This is a genomic window from Alcanivorax sp. (assembly GCF_002733835.1).
In the GTDB taxonomy this organism is placed as follows: domain Bacteria; phylum Pseudomonadota; class Gammaproteobacteria; order Pseudomonadales; family Alcanivoracaceae; genus Alcanivorax.
This window is the reverse complement of sequence record NZ_NVWY01000005.1, coordinates 122,155-136,673: the sequence shown is the minus strand read 5'-3', so window position 1 is coordinate 136,673 and position 14,519 is coordinate 122,155. Positions and strand designations below refer to the sequence as shown.

Sequence of the window (14,519 nt, the reverse complement as noted above, 5' to 3'; positions counted from 1 at the left end):
CGATTCTCCCATTTTCTTCAGTCCGTTACCCAAGCTGTCCCTGCAGTTCCATCACATCCACGGTTCTTTCCGGGTTTAGCGGATCAATCAGCGTGTTCGCGTCTTTGTACACCCGCGGCGTCTTGTACAGCATGGCCACCGCTTTCACATGGCTGGGCGCCACATAGCGTTCCGGCATTTCCTGTTCCAGCCAGGCGCGCACTTTCGGGGCCTGATCCGAACCCATTTTCGGGAACAGGTGGTGCTCCACATGGTGGCTGAAGTGGAAATGCAGCGGATCAATCCAGCGCCAGGCGCGCACGCTCATGGAATTGTCCACCGGGTGATTGTTGTCCATCTGTGGGCGCAGCATGTGGTTGGTGAGGATATAACCCTGGCCGATGAAGTTGATCATCATCATCGGAATCAACACGGTGAAGATGGCCAGCGGGCCGGACACGATGGCCAGGGTGATCCAGGCGGCCATGCACAGGTAGGACTGGCGGATGGCCTTTTTACGGTCGAAGCCCTTGAACTCTTCACGCTTGCGGGTCTGCAGGCGCAGTACCAGCTGGGCATGAAACATGAAGGAATAGAACAGGAACAGGTAGCTGTACCAGGTGCCGCCACCGGGGGCCAGCTTGGTGAAGTTGGCCGTCTTCGGATGTTTCTCGTAGCGGTGCATGGTGCCGAAAGAGTCCGGGTCCTTGTCGCCCAGATTGGTATGGGCGTGGTGAGCCACATTGTGCCAGCGGCGCCAGAACTCCGGTGGCACCAGCGCCGGGCCAAAGCCCATCCAGCCCAGTACATCCTGCATGCGGCGGCTCATGCCCAGGGCGCCGTGCAGCACTTCGTGGGCCAGCAGGGCCTGGCAGGCGAGGGTGTGGCCCGCCAGCAGGCTGAGCAGCAGGTTACCCCACCAGGGCAGGTCAAAGGCCAGAATGCTGGTGATGCTGCCGACGATGATGGCGGTCATGGGGATAAACCACAGCGCGCGCAGGGGGCGGGATTTGAATGCCGCGGGGCCAAGATCCTTTTTCACCGCATCGCGAATGGCGCGAGCGTCGTCAGCGCCAAACTGGCGGCTGTAAGCGGGTGAGTCCGTCGTCATGGGGCTGTCCTTGGGTTGTGCGGGCTGAATGCAGCCGGGAAATTCCGAGGCAGGCATTGTCGAAGAGAGTGAGCAAACGGCGAAGTGCAGGGCTGGACACTTTTCGGTCATTTTCGGACAGGTGAAAAAGTAGCGTATGATGGACTCATGAACCGTGACCGCTTTATCCAGCTTGATCCGGGCACCGGCCGTTCGCCGGTGCCGGTGAACTACGTCCGCAATCTGGTCGAATTGATCAGTGAAGTGGGCGTGGACACCCGGCGTTTGCTGCGCCAGGTGGGGCTAACGGAAGAGGCAGTCTATAACCCGGAGCCCGCGCTGCGTTTCGAGCAGTTCCGCCGGGTGATGGTCGGGGCCCGGGAGATGACCGGCAACCCGGCGCTGGGCCTGGCACTGGGGCAGCAATTGACGCTGACCGCCCACGGTCTGTTGGGCTATGCGGCGATCAGCAGTGCGGATCTCGGCGATGCCCTGCGCTTGCTGGAGCGTTATTTCCGCACCCGTACCCGGCTGTGCGTACCGCGTATTGAGCCGTCCACGGAAGGGGTGCGTTTCTGCCTGCTGGAAAGTGTGCCGCTGGGTGATATTCGCGAAACCTACCTGGAAGTGGTGGTCGCCGCAGTGGTGGGTGGCATTCGCTACTTGCTGGGCGAGCGTTTCCGTGGCGCCGTGCTGGAGCTGCCCTACGCGCCGCCAGCGCATGCCGAGCGCTACCGCGAGCTGCTGCAAATGCCGGTTGAGTTTGGCGCTGAGGTGGCGGCCCTGCGCTTGCCGCATTCCTTGCTCAGCGAACCCTTCACCTTGTCTGATCCAGCTTCCCGGCACATGGCCGCGCAGAAATGCGAGGAAGAATTACAGCGCCTCGAGGCGGATCAGGATTGGGCCAGCCGGGTGCGCGCGCGCCTGATGCAGGCGGAAGGCATGCTGCCCAGCCTGGAACAGCTGGCCGGCAACTTTCATGTGACCTCGCGGACCTTGCGTCGTTACCTTAATGCGTTGGGTGTGAGTTATCGCTCCTTGCTGGAAGAAGTGCGCATGACCAAGGCCATGGCCTACCTGCAGGCCAACATCACCGTGCAACAGGTGGCTAACCGCCTGGGGTATGCCGACCCCAGCAACTTCGCCCGCGCCTTCCGCAAATGGACCGGCCACCCGCCCAGTCATTTCCAGCCGTAATCCCAACCCATGCTCCTACAGCCGGGCCCTCGTCACTCGCTCCATCTGGCAATCGCCTCCCCATAACGCTAGTGTTCCTCGTCTGTTTCAACAAAAACAACCCCCTATGAGTAACCACGAACCCGTTCTGCTGGTCTCCCGGCATAATCACCCTCGCGGCAGTTGCCAGCGTGGGCGTATGCAGCGCCAGCGGTTGATCCACCGTGCCTCCTATGTGGTGGTGCAGGATCTGGCCGGGCGGGTGTGCGTGCAGAAGCGGGCAGACCACAAGCATTTCTACCCGGGGGGTTGGGACCTGGCCGCCGGTGGGGTCATGCGCCCGGATGAGACGGTGGCTCAGGGGCTGAGTCGGGAGCTGTATGAAGAGCTGGGGTTGAGCCGTCAGTTCTCCCGCTGGCAATGGTTCTGGTTTGCCAATCCTCATCACCGGGTGTGGGGCGCCCTGGCCTCGGTGCGGGCCTGTCCGGATGCGGTGTCCCTGAGCGATGAGGTGGTGGCCATCGACTGGCTGCCCGCAGCACAGGCCCTGGCGTTGCCCGGCGCCACCCCGGATAGCCGCCACGCCCTGTCCTTGCTGCTGGCATCAGCACGCTGAGCGTTTTCGTCCTTGTTTACAGGCCCCCTGCTGGGTAGGTTCTCCCCATCTAGAAGGAGAGCCTTATGACTCAGCGATTCAGTGTTGCCGGTAAGCGTATTCTGATCACCGGTGCCTCCAGCGGCTTTGGTGCCCACTTTGCCACTGCGCTGGCCGAAGAAGGCGCGGATGTGGTGCTGGCCGCCCGCCGCGTGGAAAAACTGGAAGACACCGCCAAGGCCGTGCGCGACCTGGGCCGGGAAGCCATCGTGGTGCCCATGGATGTGAGCGATCACGCCAGCGTGGAAGCGGCCTTTGCCGACATGCCACCGCTGGACGTGGTGGTGAACAACGCGGGTATTTCCCAGGAAGGCCCCACCGAAAACATCCCTGAAGAGGAATGGGACCGGGTGGTGGATACCAACCTGAAAGGCGTCTGGGCCGTCTCCAAATTCGCTATCCAGCAATGGAAGCGCGATGGCCGCCCCGGCAGCATCGTCAATATCGCCTCCATCCTCGGCCTGCGAGTGGGTGGCCGGGTGGCCCCGTACACCGCGTCCAAGGCTGCTGTCGTACAGTTCACCAAATCCCTGGCGCTAGACTGCGCCCGTTACAACATCCGCTGCAACGCCATCTGTCCCGGCTATGTGGAAACCGACATCAACGCGGATTTCTTCAACAGCCCGCAGGCGGAAAAGATGCTCAAGCGCATCCCTTACCGTCGTCTCGGTCAGATCGACGAACTGGTGGGCCCGCTGCTTCTGCTGGCCTCGGATGCCTCGTCTTACATGAGCGGGGCCATCATCGCCGTTGACGGCGGTCACCTGTGCAACACGCTTTAATTGCCTGTTAACTGAATTCACCGAGGACAGATCATGGATTTTTCCCTGAGCCCGGAAATTGAAAGTTTGCGTCAGAAAGTCGCGGCGTTTGTTGAAGCCGAAATCATGCCGATGGAAAGCGACAAGGCCAACTACGACGAGCACGAAAACTTCAAGGAAAGCGTGGTCGATGCGCTGCGTGAAAAAGCCAAGGCCCAGGGCCTGTGGGGCTTCCAGCTGCCGAAAGAACGTGGTGGTCTGGATGTGGGTGTGGCGGGTATGGCGGTGCTCTACGAAGAAGCTGCCCGCAGCCCCTTTGGCCCGGTGGTGTTCAACTGTGCGCCGCCGGATGACGGCACCATGATCCTGCTCAACAAGATTCTCAACGATGAGCAGAAAGCGCGCTGGCTGCAGCCGATGATCGACGGCAAGGTGCGTTCAGCGTTTGCCATGACCGAGCCCGATGGCGGCTGTGGTTCCGATCCGTCCCTGACCTATACCACTGCCACCAAAGAGGGTGACAACTGGGTGATCAATGGGCGCAAGTGGTTCATCACCGGCGCCGAAGGTGCGCAAACCTTTATTCTGATCGCCAAGACCAGCGACGATCCGCGCAAGGGCCTTACTGCTTTCCTGTTCGACGCCGATCAGCCCGGTTGGGAAATCGTTCGCCGCATCCCGATCATGGGCCCGGAAGAACACGGCGGTCACTGTGAGCTGAAGTTTGACGGCCTGGTGATTCCTGACGAAAACCGTTTGCTGGAAGTTGGCGACGGATTGAAAGTCACCCAGATTCGTCTCGGCACTGCGCGCCTGACCCACTGCATGCGCTGGTTGGGTCTGGCCAAACGTTGCATGGAAGAAGCGGCGGGTTATGTGGAGAACCGCATGAGCTTTGGCACGACTCTGGCCGAGCATGAAGGTGTGCAATGGATGCTGGGTGACGTGGCCAAGGAAATCGAAGTGGGCCGTCTGCTGACCATGCAGGCTGCCTGGATGCTGGATCAGGGGGACTTTGCCAAGAAAGAAATTTCCATGGCAAAAATCCACGTGGCCGATACCTTGCACAAGGCGGCGGATACCGCCATCCAGCTGTGCGGTGCTCGCGGTTACTCCAAGGACACCCTGCTGGAGTGGATCTACCGCTACGCCCGCCAGGCGCGCCTGGTGGACGGTGCCAGCGAGGTGCACAAGATGGTGCTGTCCCGCTTTTATCTGAAAGAGAAGCGTGATTTCTTCAAGTGGGGCGTGTAGGTCTGCTTCGCAGAGGTAACACGTGAGACGCAACACGCTTCACGCAACAGGAACCACGCAAAAAAGCCCCGCACACGCGGGGCGTTTGCGTTTAGCGCACGCACAAGGGTAGCGATTGCGCATCGGGCGCGATAAACCGTCAGCCCTGCTGCACATTCTGTCGATAACTCAGCGCTTCACGAAGGTGGTCCCGTTCCACCTCCGGGCTGTTATCCAGGTCGGCAATGGTGCGGGCGACCCGTGCGCTACGGTGCAAGGAGCGGGCGGATAACCCCAGCCGGCTCATGACCCCCGCCAGCCAGTCCCGGTGCCGGCGCAGCATGGGTTCCAGTTTGTCGCTGCCCAACTCTCGGTTCAGGCGCTGTTGCCGGTGCCATTGTTGTTTCCACGCATGGCGAACCCGTTGGGCGATGGCCTCGCTGGTTTCCCCTTCCTTGTCGCCCAGCAGCTCCTTTGCTTCTACGGCGGGCACATCCAGATGCAAATCAATGCGATCCAGTAACGGGCCGGACAGCTTGCCCTGATAGCGTTTGGCTTTTTCACAGCGATAACCGCAGCTCTTTTCCGGATCGCCCAGATACCCGCAGGGGCAAGGGTTCATGGCCGCCACCAACTGAAAGCGGGCGGGGAAGGTGAGCTGCTGGGCGGCGCGGGCAATGCTGACTTCACCGGTTTCCAGCGGTTCACGCATGACTTCCAGCACTTTGCGGTCGAACTCCGGTAATTCATCCAGGAACAGAATGCCGTGATGGGCCAGGGAAATTTCCCCGGGCCGCGGGTAACTGCCACCGCCGACCAGGGCCGTTGCCGAGGAAGTATGGTGCGGTGCCCGGTAAGGGCGTTGATAAAAAAGCCGGCTGTTGCGGGGCTGTTTGAGTGAATGAATGGCTGCCACTTCCAGAGCCTGGGCCGTGCGCATGGGCGGCATCAATCCGGGCAACCGCGAGGCGAGCATGCTCTTCCCTGCCCCGGGAGGCCCACATAAAAGCAGGGAGTGGCCTCCTGCCGCGGCAATCTCCAGCACCCGCTTGGCGGTTTGCTGGCCCCGGATTTCCGACAAACAGCCGCCCTGAAAATGCTGCTTGGAGGGTGGTTGGCACTGATGGGGTTCCAGGGGTTGCTGGCCGGTGAGATGGGCGGCAACCCGGGCCAGCTGGTTGGCGGCCAGGGTTGGGGTGCCGGGCAGGCCGGCTTCTTCGGCGTTATCGGCGGCGACGATGAGGGTGCGGTCTTCCGCCAGACAAGCAAGGGAGGAGGGCAGCATGCCGGAAACGGGATTGAGTCGGCCGTTCAGCGACAATTCGCCAATAAACTCGTAGTGGTCGGTGGTGATGTTACCCAGTTGCCCGCTGGCGATCAGGATGCCCAGCGCAATGGCCAGATCAAAACGCCCGCCGTCTTTTGGAAGATCCGCCGGGGCCAGGCTTACGGTGATGCGCCGCTGGGGAAAGTCGAAGCCGCTGTTGACCAGTGCGGAGCGGACCCGGTCGCGGCTCTCGCGCACGGCGGTATCTCCCAATCCGACGATGGTGAATGCCGGCAGGCCCGGTGCCAGATGGGTTTCTACCCGCACGGTGCGGGCTTCAATGCCTACCGGTGCCCGACTGTATAGCAGCGCATGCGTCACGATTCCTCACAAATTCAATGGTTTGTGAGGCAGTGTACGAGGGAAGGGCTTGCCTGCCTGTGCGAGGTTGGTGGCGGCAGACGTAGGAAATCGGATTGTCTGTAGGGGCGTTACGACGATCAGGCTTGGTTAGTGACGAGTGACGAGTGACGAGAAGCGAAAACCTGGGGTGGGTTTGTTTTTCGTCACTCGCTTTTTGGCAGTGAGGGTTCGGTAGGCGCAAACGCTGATCAAGCGTCTGCTGACTTCTCCAGCTCGGCCACCTGTTTTTCCAGTGCTTCCAGTTTTTCACGGGTACGGAGTAGTACTTGTTGCTGGATATCGAACTCTTCCCGGGTGATCAGATCCAGGCGGCTGACGGTTTCCGCCAGTACGCTGCGCACGTTTCGCTCTACTTCGCTGCGCAGGCCGCCCAGGTCGGTGGGCAGGCGGCGGCTGATGTCGGCCATGAGGCGGTCGATAAAGGGCTGATCGGGCATGACAACGGCGTCCTTGTAATGATACGCGGATGGTAGCACGGTGTGCGGGGGCGAGGCACCGGCTGGCGCGGGCAGACATTCTGCACCAACTTGGATCCCGCCCCATTGTGGTGCGCTATAATGGCGCGCCGGGCCTGGATGATGAATCCAGACCGTGATGTAAATCCCTGAAAATGCATGATTTTCTAAAACTGGCATGGGTCGTGCACTAATTGGGTCAGAGCGTTCGCGCAAGCTGTGGATCGGGAACCATAACGGGGCTCGAAGAGAAACGGACGTCACCGGACGCGGTGAAAGCTGAGGAGAAAGAAATGAAACTGGTTACTGCCGTAATTAAGCCGTTCAAATTGGATGACGTGCGTGAAGCACTCTCCGAGATTGGCGTGCAGGGCATCACTGTTACCGAAGTGAAAGGCTTTGGACGCCAGAAAGGTCACACCGAGCTGTACCGGGGTGCCGAGTACGTGGTGGATTTCCTGCCCAAGGTAAAAATCGAAGTGGCCATCGCCGAGTCCAGCCTGGACCAAGTGATTGAAGCCATCGCGAAAGCCGCGAATACCGGCAAAATTGGTGACGGCAAGATCTTCGTTACCTCCCTTGAGCAAGCGATTCGTATCCGTACCGGTGAAACCGGCGAGGACGCGATTTAAGTTTTACCGTGTTTTGAATTGACCCATGCCAGGGCTTTAGGAAAACACGCTTCCATTTTCGGAGGGTTGCATTGTGGAAAACCAAATTTTTGAATTGAAATACGCGCTGGATACGTTTTATTTCCTGATCTGTGGCGCGTTGGTCATGTGGATGGCGGCAGGCTTTGCCATGCTGGAAGCTGGCCTGGTGCGTGCCAAGAACACCACCGAAATTCTCACCAAGAACGTGGCCTTGTTTGCCATTGCCAGCACCATGTACATGGTTTGCGGTTACGCGATCATGTATGACGGCGCCATCTTCCTGTCCGGGATTGTGGGTGACGGGGTTGCCGGTGCAGAAGAAGCGGCAACCTATGCGCCTTCTGCGGACTTCTTCTTCCAGGTTGTGTTTGTGGCAACCGCCATGTCCATCGTATCCGGTGCAGTGGCTGAGCGGATGAAGTTGTGGGCATTCCTGGTCTTTGCAGTGGTTATGACCGGCGTTATCTACCCGCTGGAAGGGTCCTGGACCTGGGGCGGCGCTGATGTGTTCGGCCTGTATAACCTGGGCGATCTGGGCTTCTCTGACTTTGCGGGTTCCGGCATCGTTCACATGGCGGGTGCTGCTGCTGCCCTGGCCGGTGTTCTGCTGCTGGGTGCACGTAAAGGCAAGTACGGCCCGAACGGTGAAGTACACGCTATTCCGGGTTCAAACCTGCCGCTGGCCGCACTGGGTACCTTCATCCTGTGGTTGGGCTGGTTCGGCTTTAACGGTGGCTCTGTGCTGGCAACCTCCAGTGTCGGTGACTCCAACGCGGTTGCGGTTGTGTTCATGAACACTAACGCTGCTGCTGCCGGTGGTGCCATTGCTGCGCTGATCGTTGGCCGCATCCTGTTTGGCAAAGCCGACCTGACCATGCTGCTTAACGGCGCCCTGGCTGGCCTGGTAGCGATCACCGCTGAGCCTTCTACGCCGACTGCCCTGCAGGCGACCCTGTTCGGTGCTCTGGGTGGTGTGCTGGTGGTATTCAGCATCCTGACTCTGGACAAGCTGAAGATCGATGATCCGGTAGGTGCGATCTCCGTACACGGTGTGGTTGGCTTCCTGGGCCTGATGCTGGTGCCGATCACCAACCCGCTGACCGATGACGGTGGCGCCAGCTTCTCTGGCCAGCTGATCGGTGCGCTGACTATCTTCATCTGGGTATTCGTAGCCAGCCTGGTAGTGTGGGGCATCCTGAAAGCGGTCATGGGCATCCGTGTCAGCGAAGAAGAAGAGTACGAAGGCATGGATATCGCAGACTGCGGTATGGAAGCCTACCCTGAGTTTGTGAAGGGGTAATAAGAGACGCAACAAGCAACACGCGTCACGCAACACGAAAAGCCCCGGCCAGTTGGCCGGGGCTTTTTTTGTGCGCAGGTTCCCGACCGGGACGAGCCAGTTCCGTAAGATGCCGCCCAACTAATAAAAACTTCGTAGGTGGTCGGGATGCGTAACGTGGTCGGGGTTCTGTTGCTGTTGGCGCTTTTAAGCGGTTGCGGGGGTGGCGGCGGTTCTGATGGCGGCGGCGGTGAGTCTGCTGCGAGCCCATTGGACAAAGCGCTCAGTAGCGGCAACAGCGCAGGCCTGGATGAGCAGACGTTGCTTGAACAGGCGCTGGAAGAAGTGGCCAGACTGGAAACCCTGCAGCAAGAGCTGGTCGCCGGGCTGGGGGTCAGCGGCCCGTTGCGATACCCGGTGTCCCGCAACAGTCATTTCATCAATGCCGGCTTTGGTAACGGCGCGGTGCTGCTGCGTGGCAGTGATTCGGGGCACTCTTTTGCCAGTGCGGTGGAGATTGCCGGGCAAAGAGCCGCCGGGATCGGGTTCGAGTTCTATCAGCCCCGAGCTGACGCCGCTGGCATGGACGCATTTGCGCGCAGCCTGCTGACGTGGCTGGGGGGAGGGGCGTCACCCGGACAGGTTTCCCTGGCAGGGATCAATGCCAGTGGCCTGAGTGAGTGGCTGTCGGTGCAATTGCCGAAAGCCGATCAGATTTCCTGCCCCACCGGGTTACCGGCCAGTTGTCTTGCGGGAAGTCAGGTGCTGTTGGTCAGTGACCGTCCTGCTGCAGGCGATGAGCAGGCCCTGCAGGCGTTACTGGTTGAGGCCCGTCAACAGGGCCTGGGGGTTGTCTATATTCATACCCGGGTGTGGAACAGTTCCCCGTTGGGTGAGGCGATGCTCGGCGAGTTGGGCATGGCACTGGGCAGTTACCCAGGGAACTACTTTGTGGAAGACACCCTGGATTGGTCTTCTGCGCAACAGATGCTTTCTGCCATTCAGGTGGATAACCCGATCAAGACCGCTCTGGAACATTTCTATCACCAGGACTTCCCGGTGAATTTTGATTATTGCGATAGCCTTGCCGATGGCAATTGCGATAACTATGCGGCCTTGAAAACGGCCTTGCTGGATGGTGCCAACCAGCTGCGCGGCATGCTCGGTAACCTGGATCGCCAAGGGCGCCCGTTGTTTGCCGAGCGCGGACATACCCTGTTAAAGCTGTTGGTGTTACTGGGTGATGTATGGCGTGAACAGATTGCTTATCCCATGAACAAAAACGTGGCTCCGGTAGGGGATTTCATGCGGGCACTCTATGCGGATTACAGCGTGCAATACTTGCGTGGAGTCCAGCCCGCCCAGCCGGATCTGGGTAGCTTCAGTGAGCCCATGGCGGCGGCGCCAGCTACCTCAACACAGCGCCCCAGCGTCACCGTTAAAGGCGACCATTTCACTGCGCTGGGGGCCTACGTGCTTCCGGGGCAGCGCGTCAGGATTACCCGCACCGACGATAACGACAGCGTAAGCACCGCTATTCGCATCAACACCCAGCGTACCGGTTCCACCCGGTTATGGAGCGAGTATTCCCGCCCGCGCTTTCTGGCCAGCCCGACCATGTCCATCGCGCCCGGTGAAACCCTGGAGTTGACGACGCCTTACGGCGGCACCCTGCAGCTGCTGCATCGCAATGCGCCTGTGGCGAGCACGGTCTCGCTACGACTGGAAAATGTGGCGCAGCAACCGTTTCTGCAATACGGCCCGGATATGGCCCAGGAGGCGTTCGCCACGGCGTTGCAGAATAGCGCGTTGACCTGGGCGGAGATCCGCAGCCCCTTTGCCGAAGTGCACTCGCGGCGCGACCGCATGAATGCATCCATCAATGAATCGCGCTATGCCGGAAACAGCCAGGCATTTCTGGATGATCTGTTTGATTATGTGTTGCGTGATGCCTATGCGCTGGCCGGTTTTCAGGGTGAGGGTATTGCCTTGAATCAGGCGGTCGCTCAGCGGTGTAACGCACTGGCTTGGGATTGCACCAGTGCGCAGATTCATGGGCTGCCCAACGTGCTGCACATCAACGTGGACTGGTTTGCACATTGCGGCTCCGGCTGTAGTGGTAACCCCTATGACCAGGCCTGGCCACTGGACCCTTATGGTTGGGGGGAGAGCCATGAGCTGGGGCATAACCTGCAGCGCGGTTTGCTGAAAATTCATGGCGGGCGCAGCGGTGAAGTGTCCAATAACCTGTTCCCATTGCATAAAAACTGGCGCCTGCTGCAAGAGCGTGACGTGAACATGAGCCCTGCCCGGCTGGCCTATAAAGGAGCGTTCGATGTTTTGAAGGCCGGTGCGGCCGGTGCAGACCCCTACTCGGTTGCCTACGATGCGATCTGGGCGGATGACCGTTACGCGGCCAATAACGGGCTGCGCATGACATTCTTTGCCCAGCTGCCGCACCTGTGGCGAGAGGTAACCGGCACGGACAGTGAAGGCTGGGATATCATCACGCTGCTGTATCTGGCCGAACGCCAGTTCAGTGACCTGAGCGCAGATGAGTGGATGGCACAACGGGACCATTTCGCCATGGGAACCTTTGCCAGCAAGCCGGATCTGAACGGCAACGAGTTCATGCTGATTCTCGGTAGCTACCTGAGTCAGCGCGACCTGCGGCCACTGTGGGATGTGTGGGGCGTGGACTATGGCGCGGCCACGTCTGCCCAGCTGGATGCCCTGGCCCTGCCTGCGCAAGCACCGGTGATCTGGGTGGGGCCGGACAGTAATGACTGGTCCCAGGTGCAGAAAATCGCGATAAGTGACGACATGGTGTGGCCATTCTGATTCTGCCTGCGTTCACTCTGGCGCGAAGCGCCGTGTTACCATGCGCCTTTTACTGGCGAGTGGCAGCAACATGACCGAGCAGTGCGTAATCCGGCTTCGCAAGAACGAAGAGCGGCGTTTGAAGGCGGGCCATTTGTGGGTATACGCCAACGAAATTGATACCCGTCATACTCCGCTCAAGGATTTGTCCGCCGGGGCTTGCGTGGTGGAAGACAGCCGCGGCAAGCCGCTGGGGCGTGCTTTGCTCAGCCCCCATTCGCTGATTGCCGCGCGCCTGTACAGCCGCGATGTGAAGCAGGAATTGTCGCGCAGTTTTTTCAAAAAGCGTATTGAGCAGGCGCTGAGCCTGCGCGAGCAGTTGTTCGATGTTCCCTGTTACCGACTGATCTTTGGCGAAGCCGATGGCCTGCCTGGCCTGGTGGTGGATCGTTTCCACGATGTGCTGGTGGTGCAAACCGGTTCCGGCGCTATGGAAGCCCACCTGGATGTGATTGTCAGTGCCCTGGATGCGGTGCTGGCACCGACGCATATCATTGCCAAGAACGAAGCGGCCGCCCGTGAGATCGAAGGGCTGGAGCGTTACACCAAGGCATTGAAAGGCGAGCTGCTGAACGAGGTCAGCCTCACGGAAAACGGCGCAAAATTTGTGGCGCCGTTGGCAGAGGGGCAAAAGACCGGGTGGTTCTACGATCACCGGGCCGCTCGTCAGAAGATGCAGGCGTTGGCCAAAGGCGCTCGCGTACTGGATGTGTTCAGTTACTGTGGCGGTTGGGGTGTGCAGGCGGCACTGGCGGGTGCGGAGTCAGTAACCTGTGTGGATGGCTCTGAAATCGCCACGGATTATGTGCATCGCAACGCAGAACTGAATGGTGTCGCTGACACGGTGGGCAGCATTCAGGGCGATGCGTTTGCGGCCATGAAGCAATTGATTGCCGACGGCGAAAAGTATGATCTGGTGGTGCTGGACCCGCCGGCGTTCATCAAGCGCAAAAAAGATTTCAAGAACGGCCTGGCCGGTTATCACGCCATCAACGAGCTGGCCATGCGGCTGGTAAAACCCGGTGGTTATCTGGTATCGGCTTCCTGCTCCATGCACATGCCGGCAGAGCGTCTGCTGGATGTGGTGCACAGCAGTGCCCGACACATCGACCGCAGTATTCAGGTGGTGGGCTATGAAGGGCAGGGGCCGGATCACCCGGTGCATCCGGCCATTGCCGAAACCTCTTACCTGAAAAGCTGGTTCTGCCGGATCAATTTTCCCCTGTAGTCTGAGAAAAGGTCATCGCGGATTAGCGTGAAAGGAAGCGACCGGCTCTTGGGTAAGGCGTCAGGCGGCTTGCCCCGGGGCATCCTTCCGAATGACCGAACCTAGATCTGAATCCCTGACCGCCGCTACAGATTGCGTAGGGTGCACTGAGCCGAAGGCGAACTGCACCATCAAACGTCGGATCGGTGCAGTTCGCCTTCGGCTCAGTGCCCCCTACGTTTTGGAATGCGGCGAGTGTTTACGACCCTAAAAAGCTCCGGCCTGACTCCTCGCCATCACCGATTCTGCTCGGAACTCTTCTCCAGATTCATCAAAAAATCCGCGATCAACCGGTTGGCCCAGCTTCGTGGCCGCCAGCCTTCATAATAGGCGCAGTGGCTGCCTCGCCGGGTAATCACCAGTAGGGTGCGCGGTAACTCGCGCACCAGCGATTCGTATTCGCGCACATTGCCGATCACACACACCGGATCATCTTCTGCGTTCAGCACCAGCAGGGGAATGCTGATCTGCTTCATGACCACCATGGGATTGCTGGCTTGCAGGAAATCGGCGTGGCTGGGATAGCCGGCCATTTCATGGAGGTTGGCATGGAAGGCGTGCAGGTCCGGGGCGGTGGCGCAGGCGTTGTAGCTTTGCAGTTTGCTGAACGTCTCGGCATTGGCGGTGACAAAGGTGCGCGCCAGTTTGCGGGCCATCATGCGGTTGTAGGGTTGCCGGGCACGGCGGAAGGCCACTTCGATGTTGTAGCCCGGGCAATAAGCCATGGCGCCACGAAACGGGGCGTTTTCTCCTTCCTCGCCCAGATAGCGAACCAGTAGTCCGGAACCCGCCGAGATGCCTACAGCATACAGGGGTGACTGCGGATAGCGTTGCTGAATGATGGCGAGCTGTTCGCGCAAGTCATCGGTGTCACCCATGGTGTTGATGCGCGGTGCGGTCAAGGGCAGGTCGCCGTGGCCACGCCGGGTGCAGACAGCCACCCGCCAGCCGGTTTGCTGATACAGATCCCGCACCAGCCCGCGCATGCTTTTCGGGGAGCCGGTAATGGTATGCAGCACCAGCAGGGTAGGGGTGTCAGCGGGGGTATCCAGGCCGACCCAGTCCAGCGAGGTGGTGCCGCCGTCACGCATGGTGAGGATATCGGTGTGGGAATAATCCAGCGCCGGGGAAAAGGTCTTTTTCAATCCCAGCAGGATTAATTGCAGGTGGGTGTTGAACAGCCAGGGCGTGGGGAAAAACCGTTGTGACAACTGCGGCAGCCGGGCCAGCATGTCCCGGTTAAAGCCGGTATCCCGGTACACCAGTTGCGGCTTGCGAGCCGCCGTTTTCAGGTAGTACGCCACGGCAAGGCTGGCTAGCAGAACGACGATAAAGAGAGTCACGGGTGCGGCGCTCCATGCGGTAGGACGTGAACGTGCCGGGTTTCCGGTGAATCGTCAA

The 14,519-nt window shown here is 59.9% G+C and carries 12 protein-coding genes; 8 read left to right on the top strand and 4 right to left on the bottom strand.

Features of this window, described 5'->3' with window-relative positions; all coding sequences use genetic code 11:
* Window positions 1-25: 25 nt before the first annotated feature.
* On the bottom strand, window positions 26-1,090 hold the full coding sequence (locus COA55_RS04745) for an acyl-CoA desaturase (RefSeq protein WP_063519476.1): 1,065 nt from the start codon (window positions 1,088-1,090) through the stop codon (window positions 26-28).
* 147 nt (window positions 1,091-1,237) lie between these two features.
* On the opposite strand from COA55_RS04745, the gene COA55_RS04740 reads away from it, so the two are divergent.
* The 4 genes from COA55_RS04740 to COA55_RS04725 all read left to right on the top strand — a co-directional run bounded on the left by COA55_RS04740 (window position 1,238) and on the right by COA55_RS04725 (window position 4,915).
* Window positions 1,238-2,266 carry an AraC family transcriptional regulator gene (locus COA55_RS04740; RefSeq protein WP_290500841.1) on the top strand — a complete coding sequence of 343 codons (1,029 nt, stop codon included), beginning with the start codon at window positions 1,238-1,240 and terminating at the stop codon, window positions 2,264-2,266.
* 106 nt (window positions 2,267-2,372) lie between these two features.
* Complete coding sequence (locus tag COA55_RS04735) at window positions 2,373-2,861, top strand: NUDIX domain-containing protein (protein ID WP_290500840.1); 489 nt, start codon at window positions 2,373-2,375, stop codon at window positions 2,859-2,861.
* A gap of 65 nt (window positions 2,862-2,926) precedes the next feature.
* Window positions 2,927-3,682 carry an SDR family oxidoreductase gene (locus COA55_RS04730; protein WP_290500839.1) on the top strand — a complete coding sequence of 252 codons (756 nt, stop codon included), beginning with the start codon at window positions 2,927-2,929 and terminating at the stop codon, window positions 3,680-3,682.
* Window positions 3,683-3,715: 33 nt separating this feature from the next.
* On the top strand, window positions 3,716-4,915 hold the full coding sequence (locus tag COA55_RS04725) for an acyl-CoA dehydrogenase family protein (protein ID WP_290500838.1): 1,200 nt from the start codon (window positions 3,716-3,718) through the stop codon (window positions 4,913-4,915).
* Between the two features lie 139 nt (window positions 4,916-5,054).
* On the opposite strand, the gene COA55_RS04720 is transcribed toward COA55_RS04725, so the two are convergent.
* Window positions 5,055-6,542 (bottom strand): YifB family Mg chelatase-like AAA ATPase, encoded by a 1,488-nt coding sequence (locus tag COA55_RS04720; RefSeq protein ID WP_290500837.1) that lies wholly within the window; start codon window positions 6,540-6,542, stop codon window positions 5,055-5,057.
* A 230-nt stretch (window positions 6,543-6,772) separates the two neighbouring features.
* Window positions 6,773-7,021 carry an accessory factor UbiK family protein gene (locus tag COA55_RS04715; RefSeq protein WP_039926478.1) on the bottom strand — a complete coding sequence of 83 codons (249 nt, stop codon included), beginning with the start codon at window positions 7,019-7,021 and terminating at the stop codon, window positions 6,773-6,775.
* Between the two features lie 311 nt (window positions 7,022-7,332).
* On the opposite strand from COA55_RS04715, the gene glnK reads away from it, so the two are divergent.
* From glnK to COA55_RS04695, 4 genes are all read left to right on the top strand, one after another.
* Window positions 7,333-7,671, top strand: coding sequence for a P-II family nitrogen regulator (gene glnK / locus COA55_RS04710; protein ID WP_008930504.1), 339 nt, complete (start codon window positions 7,333-7,335; stop codon window positions 7,669-7,671).
* A 73-nt stretch (window positions 7,672-7,744) separates the two neighbouring features.
* Entirely contained in the window at window positions 7,745-8,992 is a 1,248-nt protein-coding gene (locus tag COA55_RS04705) for an ammonium transporter (protein ID WP_063521217.1), read from the top strand.
* Between the two features lie 147 nt (window positions 8,993-9,139).
* Window positions 9,140-11,812 carry an ImpA family metalloprotease gene (locus COA55_RS04700; RefSeq protein ID WP_290500836.1) on the top strand — a complete coding sequence of 891 codons (2,673 nt, stop codon included), beginning with the start codon at window positions 9,140-9,142 and terminating at the stop codon, window positions 11,810-11,812.
* 70 nt (window positions 11,813-11,882) lie between these two features.
* Window positions 11,883-13,079 (top strand): class I SAM-dependent rRNA methyltransferase, encoded by a 1,197-nt coding sequence (locus tag COA55_RS04695; protein WP_290500855.1) that lies wholly within the window; start codon window positions 11,883-11,885, stop codon window positions 13,077-13,079.
* A 275-nt stretch (window positions 13,080-13,354) separates the two neighbouring features.
* On the opposite strand, the gene COA55_RS04690 is transcribed toward COA55_RS04695, so the two are convergent.
* Window positions 13,355-14,461, bottom strand: coding sequence for an alpha/beta fold hydrolase (locus tag COA55_RS04690; protein WP_290500835.1), 1,107 nt, complete (start codon window positions 14,459-14,461; stop codon window positions 13,355-13,357).
* Window positions 14,462-14,519 lie beyond the last annotated feature (58 nt).

Coding starts and splice junctions, on each gene's coding strand:
- COA55_RS04745 (WP_063519476.1), bottom strand. CDS start 1,090: ATGACGACGGACTCACCCGCTTACAGCCGCCAGTTTGGCGCTGACGAC.
- COA55_RS04740 (WP_290500841.1), top strand. CDS start 1,238: ATGAACCGTGACCGCTTTATCCAGCTTGATCCGGGCACCGGCCGTTCG.
- COA55_RS04735 (WP_290500840.1), top strand. CDS start 2,373: ATGAGTAACCACGAACCCGTTCTGCTGGTCTCCCGGCATAATCACCCT.
- COA55_RS04730 (WP_290500839.1), top strand. CDS start 2,927: ATGACTCAGCGATTCAGTGTTGCCGGTAAGCGTATTCTGATCACCGGT.
- COA55_RS04725 (WP_290500838.1), top strand. CDS start 3,716: ATGGATTTTTCCCTGAGCCCGGAAATTGAAAGTTTGCGTCAGAAAGTC.
- COA55_RS04715 (WP_039926478.1), bottom strand. CDS start 7,021: ATGCCCGATCAGCCCTTTATCGACCGCCTCATGGCCGACATCAGCCGC.
- glnK (WP_008930504.1), top strand. CDS start 7,333: ATGAAACTGGTTACTGCCGTAATTAAGCCGTTCAAATTGGATGACGTG.
- COA55_RS04700 (WP_290500836.1), top strand. CDS start 9,140: ATGCGTAACGTGGTCGGGGTTCTGTTGCTGTTGGCGCTTTTAAGCGGT.
- COA55_RS04695 (WP_290500855.1), top strand. CDS start 11,883: ATGACCGAGCAGTGCGTAATCCGGCTTCGCAAGAACGAAGAGCGGCGT.